General features: G+C 62.6%; 10 protein-coding genes and 1 tRNA gene. 7 read left to right on the top strand and 4 right to left on the bottom strand.

Translation table 11 applies throughout. The features are described 5' to 3' along the window. The 3 genes from RMN84_RS10345 to RMN84_RS10335 all read right to left on the bottom strand — a co-directional run. The coding region (locus RMN84_RS10345; RefSeq protein WP_309612090.1) for an LLM class flavin-dependent oxidoreductase at positions 1 to 538 on the bottom strand (538 nt) is incomplete at its 3' end. A gap of 125 nt (positions 539 to 663) precedes the next feature. Further along, positions 664 to 1,863: a CoA transferase gene (locus RMN84_RS10340; RefSeq protein WP_309612089.1), complete on the bottom strand. Its 1,200-nt coding sequence runs from the start codon at positions 1,861 to 1,863 to the stop codon at positions 664 to 666. Then, positions 1,860 to 2,804, bottom strand: coding sequence for a CoA ester lyase (locus RMN84_RS10335; protein WP_309612088.1), 945 nt, complete (start codon positions 2,802 to 2,804; stop codon positions 1,860 to 1,862). Before RMN84_RS10335 ends, RMN84_RS10340 begins: the two co-directional genes overlap by 4 nt. A gap of 255 nt (positions 2,805 to 3,059) precedes the next feature. On the opposite strand from RMN84_RS10335, the gene RMN84_RS10330 reads away from it, so the two are divergent. Beyond that, entirely contained in the window at positions 3,060 to 5,468 is a 2,409-nt protein-coding gene (locus RMN84_RS10330; protein WP_309612087.1) for a TonB-dependent receptor domain-containing protein, read from the top strand. A 261-nt stretch (positions 5,469 to 5,729) separates the two neighbouring features. Further along, positions 5,730 to 5,894: a hypothetical protein gene (locus RMN84_RS10325; protein WP_309612086.1), complete on the top strand. Its 165-nt coding sequence runs from the start codon at positions 5,730 to 5,732 to the stop codon at positions 5,892 to 5,894. Positions 5,895 to 6,620: 726 nt separating this feature from the next. On the opposite strand, the gene RMN84_RS10320 is transcribed toward RMN84_RS10325, so the two are convergent. Continuing rightward, positions 6,621 to 6,710: transfer RNA gene (locus tag RMN84_RS10320), tRNA-Ser, on the bottom strand. Between the two features lie 89 nt (positions 6,711 to 6,799). Between RMN84_RS10320 and RMN84_RS10315 the strand changes: the two genes are divergently transcribed. The 5 genes from RMN84_RS10315 to RMN84_RS10295 form a co-directional block, all read left to right on the top strand. Continuing rightward, positions 6,800 to 7,480 carry an SDR family NAD(P)-dependent oxidoreductase gene (locus RMN84_RS10315; RefSeq protein WP_309612085.1) on the top strand — a complete coding sequence of 227 codons (681 nt, stop codon included), beginning with the start codon at positions 6,800 to 6,802 and terminating at the stop codon, positions 7,478 to 7,480. 52 nt (positions 7,481 to 7,532) lie between these two features. Continuing rightward, positions 7,533 to 7,877 (top strand): heat shock protein HspQ, encoded by a 345-nt coding sequence (gene hspQ / locus RMN84_RS10310; RefSeq protein ID WP_309612084.1) that lies wholly within the window; start codon positions 7,533 to 7,535, stop codon positions 7,875 to 7,877. A 111-nt stretch (positions 7,878 to 7,988) separates the two neighbouring features. Further along, positions 7,989 to 8,483 (top strand): 50S ribosomal protein L21, encoded by a 495-nt coding sequence (rplU, locus tag RMN84_RS10305; RefSeq protein ID WP_309612083.1) that lies wholly within the window; start codon positions 7,989 to 7,991, stop codon positions 8,481 to 8,483. Between the two features lie 6 nt (positions 8,484 to 8,489). Continuing rightward, positions 8,490 to 8,774 (top strand): 50S ribosomal protein L27, encoded by a 285-nt coding sequence (gene rpmA, locus RMN84_RS10300; protein WP_309612082.1) that lies wholly within the window; start codon positions 8,490 to 8,492, stop codon positions 8,772 to 8,774. A gap of 170 nt (positions 8,775 to 8,944) precedes the next feature. Further along, positions 8,945 to 9,261: GNAT family N-acetyltransferase (locus RMN84_RS10295; protein WP_309612081.1), on the top strand; the 317-nt coding region annotated here is incomplete at its 3' end.

Below are 9,261 nucleotides of genomic sequence, written 5' to 3'. Positions count from 1 at the left end.
GCACCGTGAACGGCCCGCGCGAATTGAACCACTCGCCTTTGTGATCAAGCCGCCGCACGCCGTCGGGCCGCGCGAATAACCCCTGCTTGTCGAGTACCAGGGCATCATCGTCCCAACCGCGCCAGTGGCCGCGGACCACCGTCAGGAATTCCTCCGCGCGATCATAGCGAAGGTCGTGCTCCAGCACTTCGGTTGCGCCCATGTTGGCCGCTTCCGAGCTGTTGAGCGAGGTCACGACGTTCCACGCCGCGCGCCCCTTCGTGAGCTGATCGAGCGTCGCAAATGTTCGTGCGACGTGGAACGGTTCGTAGTAGGTGGTCGAGTAGGTAACGCCGACGCCGAGCCGCTCGGTGGCATTGCCGAGCGTCAGCGCGCACAGCATCGGATCGAGCTTGACCGCCCTGATCCCCTCGCGGACCGTAACCTTGAAATCGTCGGCGTAGACGTCGGGCATGGCCAGCCGGTCGTCGAAAAAGGCAAGGTGGAAGGCGCCATCCTCGAGCGTCCGCCCGATCCGCCGATAATATTCGGGGGACATGAAATCCTGGCTCGCCGCGGGGTGGCGCCACGATGCAGGGAAGTTTGAACAGTTTTGCGCTTGTAGAAAGGCCACGAGAGCCATTTGGCGGTGGGAAGACATGACGGCAGCTCCGGCGTTCGCGGTCAGATGATGTTACGGTTCTTCAGGTCGGCGAGCCGCCCGGCATCGAGCCCGAGCAGGTCGCCAAGATATTCCTGGTTCGATTCACCCAGTGCGGGTCCCGCGGTGCGCACGTCCGACGGCGTCCGCGACATGCGGGGGACCGGCGCCGGCACGACCAGCCGACCAGCGCGGGGGTCGTCGAGGGTGTGGAGATTGCCACGCTCGCGATATTGCTCGTTGGCGAAGATGTCGGAAATGCTGAGCAATTTCGACACCGGCGCTTCATTCTCCTCGCACGCGGCGAGCACGTCATCGACGTTGAGGCTGCGAACCCATTGGGCGACGATCGCATTGACGTCGGCGCGATGCTCGTTGCGCTTGGGCGTGCTCGCGTAGCGCGGATCCTTGACAAGTTCCGGTTTGCCCATGGCACGGCACAGCCGGCCCCACATCCGCTCATTCGAGCAGGCCAGCGCGACCCATGATCCGTCGCGAGTTTCGTAATGGCTGTGCGGGACGACGTTGATCGTGTCGGGCCCCATCCGCTCGCGCTGGTAGCCGAAACGCTCATAGGCTGGCGCCAGTTCGTCGAGCACCCGGAAAATCGATTCGTACAGGCCGACGTCGATTGCTTGCCCTTCACCGGTGCGGTCGACGTGACGCAAGGCGATCAGTACCCCGACCGTGCCGAAAAGCCCGGACATATAATCGGCGAGCGAGGTCGAGCCGGGCACGACCGGCGGTCTCCCCGGCTCGCCCGCAAGATAGGCAAGTCCGCTGAACGCATGCGCGATCCGGGCGAAGCCGGGCTTGTTGCTGAGCGGCCCGGTCTGGCCATAGGCACTGACCTGGAGCATCACGAGGCGCGGGTTGATCTTGGCCAGTTCGGCATAACCGAGGCCCCATTTCTCCATCGTTCCGGGGCGGAAATTTTCGAGCACCACGTCGGACTTGGCGACCAGTTGGCGAAACAGGTCGGCGCCTTCTGCGGTCCGCAGGTCGAGCGTCACCGATTTCTTGTTGCGCGCCTCACTTAGCCAGACGAGCGAATCGCCGGTGTCAGTCATCGTCCCGAACCGCCGCAGCGAATCGCCCTCGCCGGGCTGCTCGATCTTGATTACTTCGGCACCGAACTCGGCCATGATCGTACCGCAAAAGGGGGCTGCAACGAAGGTCGCAATGTCGAGCACGCGGACGCCGGCGAGCGCTCCCTGGGTCATTCCGCGTCCATTCCGGCGAGGCGCGCGCGGCGCAAGATCTTGCGCGACAAGAGGACGTGCGCCCGGTCGATCAATACGCCTTCGAGCCCGATCGCGCCTTTGCCCTCGTCCGCTGCAGCGTCCATCTTTTTGGCGATGTCGCGCGCCCACGCGATCTGGGCTGCGCTCGGAGTGAAGACTTCGTTGGCGATCTCGACCTGGCTTGGATGGATCGCCCACTTGCCCTCGAAGCCAAGTGCGCGGGCGCGGATCGCGCTCGCCCGATAGGCGCCGGGATCGCCATAGTTGGTGAACGGCCCGTCGATCGGTCGCAATCCGTACGCACGGCATGCGTTGGCAATTCGCGCGAGTGCAAAGTGCCACTGATCATTAGCATGGCCGGCAACCGCATATTCGGGATTTGGCGCCCCGAACACCGTGTCGAAATTCTCCAATTCGATCGAATAGTCGCCAACTCCAAAGATGATTCCTTCGAGCCGCGAAGATGCCGCCGCGATCGACTCGACGTTGGCCAGTCCCTTGGTCGTCTCGATGAGGATTTCGATCCCCAACGGTCGATCACGCGGCTGCTCGAGCTCCAGGCCGGTCAGTAGCCGGTCGAGGAAAATGACGTCGCCGGCGGTTTCCACCTTGGGCAACAGGATCATGTCGAGCCGCGGGCAGCGCGCCACGGCAAGGATGTCGCTGATCGCCCACGGCGTGGTCAGGCCATTGACCCGCACCGACACGATCTTCGTTCCCCAGTCCAGCTCGTTGAGCGCTTGCACGGCGGTTGTGCGCGCCTCGACACGGCGGCTTGGCGCCACGGCATCTTCAAGATCGAGAAACAGCGAGTCGGCCGGACCGCGAACTGCCTTCTCGAAGAATTTCTCCGATGTAGCGGGAACCGCCAGTTCCGAGCGTTGCAGCCTCCAGTTCTCTCCGGTGCCGTCCGCGACCATTATTCTGCTCCTTTTCCCGCATTGTGGCCAAGCAGTGCCGCCGCACAATGGCGAACTCCAGATATATCTATCGATTTTGCCTATGATCGAGCGGGGCACCCATTCTCCCGATAAGTCGGCTAAAGCATCCGATAAATCTGATTGTAGGAAAGAACTACCCGGCTATTTTTGTTGAGCAAAAGATAAAGTTTGCCGCCGCCTGTCGTGCATTGCGCTTCGACTGGTCGAGATGTCGGCAATTTAGAGGGGACAATCATGAGTGCTTTTTCATCGCGGCGGATGCTTGGTCTGGCTTCCACGGCTTCACTCTGCATCACCCTCGCGGCGAACGTCGCAGTCGCGCAAGCTGTCCCTCCGTCGGGTACGTCCGCCGCTGAGTCCGCCGACACCGGTGAAATTATCGTCACGGCAAACAAGCGCGAGGAAAGCCTCAATAAGGTCGGACTGACGGTCACCGCCATCTCCGGCGCGATGCTGGCCGAGCGCAAGATTACTTCGCTCCAAGATGTCGCGTCGATCGTCCCCGGACTCTCCTTTGCGCCAAGCGCCAACAACACCCCGATCCTCACCTTGCGCGGCATCGGTTTCAACGAGAGTTCGCTCGGCGTCTATCCGGCGGTAAGCGTGTACGTCGACCAGGCGCCTCTGCCGTTTCCGGTCCTGGCAAGCCATGCCGGCTTTGATCTCGAGCGCATCGAAGTGCTCAAAGGTCCCCAAGGCACACTGTTCGGCGAGAATTCGACCGGCGGCGCGATCAACTATATTGCCAACAAGCCGACCCGGACTTTCCGTGCGGGTGGTGACATCAGCTACGGTCGGTTCAACCGCCTCGAGGGCAATGCCTACATCAGTGGACCCCTGTCCGCGACCATGAGGGCGCGTCTGGCCGTCTCGGCCGTCAATTCGAACGGACACCAGATCAGTTACACGCGACCCTACGACCGCAATGGCAAGACAAGCTATGTTACCGGACGCGCGCAGCTAGACTGGGATCCGACCTCGGCGATTCATCTCGCCTTTAGCCTGAGCGCATGGCGCGACCGTTCGGAGCCGCTTGCCGGCCAGTTCATTCTGCTTCAACCGCAGACCCCGGGCGACGAGCAACCGCAGGAAGTCGCGGCACCATTCTCCCCCGAAAACCCGCGCGCTGCGGACTGGGACATCGGCATCAATCGCCCGCGCAGCAACCGGCGCTTCATTCAGCCCGCCCTTCGTGCCGACATCACGCTCGCCGAAAATCTGACGCTGACCTCGCTGACATCCTACAGCCGCTACAAGCAGGCCCAAACCACCGATGGCGATGGCTCGGCGCTGGTCGTGACCGATCTGCAGCGCGACGATGGCTTCATCCATTCCTTTAACCAAGAGGTACGGCTGGCCAATGGCTCGCGCGCGCCCTTCCGCTGGGTGCTCGGTGCCAATTATGAAAAGAGCATGACCTTCGAGCGGCAACTGCTCATCTATCCCGACAACAACAGTTTCTCGCCGGGCAAAAATTTCATCTTCCAAAATTACCAGCAGGGACACCAGGCGATCCGCAATTACGCCGGTTTCGGCAATATCGAATATGATGTCACCGACAAGCTGACTGTCAAGGCGGCGACGCGATATACCAGTTCGCGCAACCGTGCCGAAATCTGCGGCTTCGATGCGGGTGATGGCAGGATTGCGGGCTTGTTCAACTTCCTCGGGACAATCTTTACGACGGAGCCATTCACGCCGATTTCATCGACCGGCACGTTCGCCAATAATTGCTTTTCGCTGGGTCCCAAAGGTCACCCGACGGGCGTTCCGTTCACCCAGACGCTTAAGGAACATAACGTCTCGTGGCGCGCCGGAATCGACTATCGAGTCACGCCGACGACTTTGTTCTACGTCAACGTTTCGCGCGGTTACAAAGCGGGCAGCTTCCCCATTCTTGCCGCAGCCACCACTGCGCAGTTTGCGCCGGTAACTCAGGAGTCGGTGACCGCCTTTGAAGCCGGGATCAAGACCAGCTTCTTCAACCGCCGGGCACAACTCAACGCGGCGGCCTTTTATTATGACTATCGCGACAAGCAGGTTCTAACCAAGGTCGCTGATCCGGTCTTTGGCATTCTCGACCAATTACGCAACATCCCTAAGTCGCGCGTGATGGGCGCCGAGGCTGATCTCACCGTCCGGGTTGCCCCCGGCCTGACCTTGGGCGGGTCGGTAACCTATCTCGACACGTCTATCCGCAAATATAGCGGGGTCGATTATGTCGGGACCCCGCGCAATTTTGCGGGGCAGCCGCTGCCATTCGCGCCCAAGTGGAGCTATGGTTTGAACGCGGATTACAAGATGGCGATGCCGAATGGCGGATCGCCGTTCATCGGCGTTAGCCTCAACGGACGTTCGGCGACCGATACCGTCCCCGGGGGCAATACAATCGTCGCAGTTAACTCCATCCACACGCGGGTACTGCCGGGCCTGGTCCACCCGTTCCGTACGAACTCGTTTGCCACGGTCGACGTCCGTTTCGGCTATGAAGGCGCGGACCAGCGTTGGTCGATCAGCGCGTTTGGCAAAAATATCCTCAACAAATATTACTGGACCAACGTCGTCACCGCATCGGACTTCAGCGCACGTTATGCCGGTCCGCCGGCCACCTACGGCGTAACAATTGGGTTCAAGCTGAAGTGACAGGCAAGTTTCATTCACTGCTTGCGGGCAAGTGCCAGACGCGTAGGAAAAACGCGTATTTCTCCGTCAGCTTGCCCGAAAATTGGTCTCATTGGCACCACTTTCGATCCTATGCTGACCTACCGACTAGGCAGGTTAATTCGGAAACTGGGCGCGTCCCCATACCGCTCGCCAAGTTTGAGTTGAGATGATTCACGTGCGGTGGAGCGGAGGTGGTGATGAAGCGATCATCTGTAGCGGCTCGAGGCGGTGGGGGATCCGATGGAGACGAGGGAGCGGGTGGTCGATTTCGAAGCATCACGCCCGTTGCTGGCGCCGGCGCTGGCCTATCCGGACGGCGCGAATGGTAGTCGGCCGCCCGACGAGCCGGTGACGATGCTCGAGGCGCTGATCTTCGCGGCGCAGAACAATGCAAGCGATGCGTAGGTGGAGTTTCTTGTCCGTGATCGGCTGAGCTGGCTGCGGTTTCTGGGCTTCGACCTGGGGGCGCCGACGCCGGATGCGAACACGATCCATTACTTGCTCCATCTCGCCCATTTCTCAGCTTGCCAAACAAGATCTCCGCTCAATTGTGATCGATTCGCAAGTATTTGACAATGAATGCAAATCCAGACAGGCTAAGCAACAATAACGTGCGCACTATTGTGCCGTGTTTGGGACATCTTGCGTATCGAGCACTCAAACGAGACTGCGCCGTCGTAGGTCGCAATTTAACTATTTATGCGAAACTGATAGTCCAGCGCCAACTTTTTGCCATCGAGCAGCCGCGCCCGCACACGCCAATTGTCTTGCCTTGTCGATCGCGCCAGCTAACCACGCTGCAGCCGCCTAGCACCTGCTTCCGGGCGGCGCGCAGGTTGCGTCGCGGGTAGGCGTCGATGTGCGACATCACGGGTTGACTGACAGTAGTGGGCATCACATTTCCTGCAAGATGACCCAGGATAAGGAGACCAAGGAAGCCTTTTTTTGGAAGTCGAGCCTGATTTTAGCAGGAAAATGCCCGAAAGCCAGACCGGTCAAATAGACTCTGTGTGATGTGAATCCGGGCCGGCCCGGGCCAACGAGGAGTCTATGAACGCACCCAAGCATTGTCGAAGTAGATGAAGTCGCCCGCTTGTCTGAAGGGAACCGGGCGGCCCATTTTGGACGCGGTGGCGGAGAGGGTGGGATTCGAACCCACGGTACCCTTGCGGGTACGTCGCATTTCGAGTGCGGTGCTTTCGACCACTCAGCCACCTCTCCGCAGGGGTGATCGCGTTGGCCGGTACGAATTACCGGTCGGTCGGTCGCGGCCTCTAGCAGCGCGCTTCGCACTTGCCTAGACGCGAGAGATGAACGCTCTCGCCATCGGCGCCTCGGGCGGAATCGGGCGCGCCCTGGCCGAGGCGATCGAGGCGCGCGGCGTCCGGGTCGATCGCCTGTCGCGCACCACCGATCCCGCGATCGACCTGACCGACGAGGCCAGCATCGCCCGCGCGGCGGAGCGGCTCGCCGCCCGCGCGCCCTACACCCTCATCATCGTCGCCACCGGGCTGCTCCACGGCCCATCCGGCGGCCCCGAGAAAAGCTGGCGCCAGCTCGACGCCGCGCAACTCGCCCACAGCTTCGCCGTCAACGCCATCGGCCCGGCGCTGGTCGCTCGCCATTTTCTGCCCCTGCTCGCCCCGAAGGAGCGCGCAGTCATCGCCTTCCTTTCGGCCCGCGTCGGCAGCATTTCCGACAATCGCCTCGGCGGCTGGTATGGCTATCGCGCGTCGAAGGCGGCGCTCAACCAGCTCGTGCGCACGCTGGCGATCGAACTCGCCCGCTCGCGCCCGGCCACGATCTGCGTCGCGCTTCACCCCGGCACGGTCGATACGCCGCTGTCCGCCCCGTTCCAGCGCGGCGTGCCCGACGGCCAGCTATTCACCCCCGCCACCAGCGCAGCGCACCTGCTGCGCGTCATCGACGGCCTGTCGCCGCAGGACAGCGGTGCGCTCCTCGACTGGGCCGGCGAGACCATCGCGCCCTGACACGTTAATGCACGGCGCTTGCCGTCGCTGCGCAACCGCTTACATAGGTGCCATGACCACCCCCGCGTCGTTCATCCCTGAAGCCCGTTTCGCCATCGGCGAGGTGGTCAAGCATCGCCTGCTCGACTTTCGCGGCGTGGTGTTCGACGTCGACCCGGAATTCGCGAACAGCGAAGAATGGTATGAGGCGATCCCCGAGCAGATCCGCCCGGCCAAGGACCAGCCCTTCTACCATCTGCTCGCCGAAAATGCCGAGAGCAGCTACGTCGCCTACGTCAGCCAGCAGAACCTGGTCCCCGACGAGGATGGCGACGAAGTCGACCACCCCGCCATCAACGGCCTGTTCGACGGCTTCGACGGCGCGCGGTACCGGTTGCGGCCGCAGCACCGGCATTAGGCCCGATCGGCACTTGCCGCCGGTTGACAGCTTCCCCCCTGCCCCCTAGTCGGCACGCTTTCCGCGCGGGGGCTCCCGCTGCGGTCCAGATTCGTTGAGAAAGAAGAGCCAATGTTCGCAGTCGTGCGCACGGGCGGCAAGCAATATCGCGTTGCCCCGGGAGACAAGATCGTCATCGAGAAGATGGCCGGCAATGCCGGCGACAGCATCTCGCTGACCGACATCCTGCTGGCCGGCGACGGCGCGGACCTGAGGTCGCTCGAGGGCCTAGTCGTCGGCGCCGAGATCATCGCCCAGGCGAAGGCCGACAAGGTCACCGTCTTCAAGAAGCGCCGCCGCCACAATTATCGCCGCAAGGCCGGCCATCGCCAGCAGCACACCATCCTGCGCATCGTCTCGATCGGCGATGTCAAAGCCGAGAAGAAGGCCGCGCCGAAGAAGGCCGAGGCCGCTCCGGCTGCTGCTCCCACCGCCGCCCCTGTGGCCGAAAAGCCCGCCAAGGCTGCGAAGGCCGCTCCGGCCCCCGCCGAAACCTCGACAAAAGCCGCTGCGCCTGCTAAGGCCGCGGCCAAGAAGGCTGCGCCAGCGGCCAAGAACGCAGAGTAATTTCCGATGGCACATAAGAAAGCAGGCGGCTCCAGCCGCAACGGTCGCGACTCCGAATCGAAGCGCCTCGGCGTGAAGAAGTTTGGCAGCGAAGCCGTGCGCGCCGGCAACATCATCGTCCGCCAGCGCGGCACCCGCGTCTATCCGGGCGCCGGCGTCGGCATCGGCAAGGATCATACCCTCTTCGCGCTTACCGACGGCCGCGTCTCGTTCAAGATCGGGCGCCAAGGCCGCAAATTCGCGTGCGTAGACCCGATTAATATGCCGGCAGAGGCGCTGGCAGCGGAATAGGGACTGGTCACGAAAAGGCCGCTCCCACAAGGGGGTGGCCCAGACGGCGACCGGATTGTTCCGGAAACCAAAAGGGAGAAGAGGCCACCCCTCTTGCTCCCTTTTTCTTTGTCATCTCCCGAAACTGTCATGCGCCGCTCCTATCGGGGCGGCGGAGAGGGAGACGAGGGATGTTCGCGAGAACGCCGAGACTGCTGCTGAGACCGGGCTGGGCCGAGGATGCGCCCGCGCTCGCCGGCGCCATCGCCGATGAGGTGGTCGTCCGGAACCTGTCGGCCGCGCCGTGGCCCTATGTGCTGGGCGACGCCGAGGCTCATCTCGCCGCGCCGAAGGACCCGGTGCTGCCGACATTCCTGATCACCGCCCGCACCGATGGCGCGCCGGCGCTTGTGGGAGCTGGCGGCCTCGCCCGCCGTGCCTCGGGCCGGGTCGAGCTCCGCTACTGGATCGCGCGTCCTTATTGGGGTCGGGGCTATGCCACCGAGGC

The sequence above is a fragment of the Sphingomonas sp. genome (assembly GCF_031380695.1).
Taxonomy (GTDB): domain Bacteria; phylum Pseudomonadota; class Alphaproteobacteria; order Sphingomonadales; family Sphingomonadaceae; genus Sphingomicrobium.
Note: the sequence above shows the minus strand (reverse complement) of the source record. Positions and strands in the feature narration are given on the sequence as shown.

Bases quoted from the DNA above. Each gene is read 5' to 3' on its own strand.
- RMN84_RS10340 (WP_309612089.1), bottom strand. From the start codon at position 1,863: ATGACCCAGGGAGCGCTCGCCGGCGTCCGCGTGCTCGACATTGCGACC.
- RMN84_RS10335 (WP_309612088.1), bottom strand. From the start codon at position 2,804: ATGGTCGCGGACGGCACCGGAGAGAACTGGAGGCTGCAACGCTCGGAA.
- RMN84_RS10330 (WP_309612087.1), top strand. From the start codon at position 3,060: ATGAGTGCTTTTTCATCGCGGCGGATGCTTGGTCTGGCTTCCACGGCT.
- RMN84_RS10325 (WP_309612086.1), top strand. From the start codon at position 5,730: ATGGAGACGAGGGAGCGGGTGGTCGATTTCGAAGCATCACGCCCGTTG.
- RMN84_RS10315 (WP_309612085.1), top strand. From the start codon at position 6,800: ATGAACGCTCTCGCCATCGGCGCCTCGGGCGGAATCGGGCGCGCCCTG.
- hspQ (WP_309612084.1), top strand. From the start codon at position 7,533: ATGACCACCCCCGCGTCGTTCATCCCTGAAGCCCGTTTCGCCATCGGC.
- rplU (WP_309612083.1), top strand. From the start codon at position 7,989: ATGTTCGCAGTCGTGCGCACGGGCGGCAAGCAATATCGCGTTGCCCCG.
- rpmA (WP_309612082.1), top strand. From the start codon at position 8,490: ATGGCACATAAGAAAGCAGGCGGCTCCAGCCGCAACGGTCGCGACTCC.